Raw genomic sequence first — 555 nt, forward strand, 5'->3', positions numbered from 1 at the left:
GATGGTGCCGCCGATCACGCCGCTGCTGCCGCTCAGGGTCGGGGTGGTGTCGTTGGTGACGTCGCCCTTCTGCAGGTAGTCGGCGTGCGGTGCCACGTCGTCATACACGGTGTCCAGCGTCGGCGCCTGCGGCGGCACGGTGGCCACGTTGATGACGTATTCCGCGGACGGGCCGGAGACGTTGCCCACGCTGTCGGTCTCTTTCGCCGTCAGGGTGTATTTGCCGTCCGGCAGCGGGGTGGTCGGTTCGAGGGACCAGGTGCCGTCTGCCTGTACCTTCGCGGTGCCAATCACCTTGTCGCCGTTGTACACGGTGATGGTGTTGCCTGGCTCTGCGCCGGTACCCTTGATCAGCGGACGGTTATCGTCGGTTTCCCCGCCGGAAGCCACCACGCCTGACGCTTTCACGTCGTCGTAGACTTCGGTGATCGCAAGCAGGCTGGCGTCCGGGGCAGTGTAGTCCAGGGTCAGGACGAAGTCGTCTGAATCTGCACTGGTGTTGCCCGCCTTGTCCGTCGCCGTCACGTGGAAGCGGTGCTCGCCTTCCGGCAGTTT

Annotated in this window: 1 protein-coding gene; it reads right to left on the minus strand. The window is 65.2% G+C overall.

Annotated features, from left to right (window positions below):
• On the minus strand, positions 1-555 hold a 555-nt coding region (locus tag HL189_RS22530), incomplete at both ends, for an Ig-like domain-containing protein (protein WP_369135965.1).

It is taken from the genome of Modestobacter sp. I12A-02662 (assembly GCF_041028325.1).
Classification (GTDB): domain Bacteria; phylum Actinomycetota; class Actinomycetes; order Mycobacteriales; family Geodermatophilaceae; genus Modestobacter.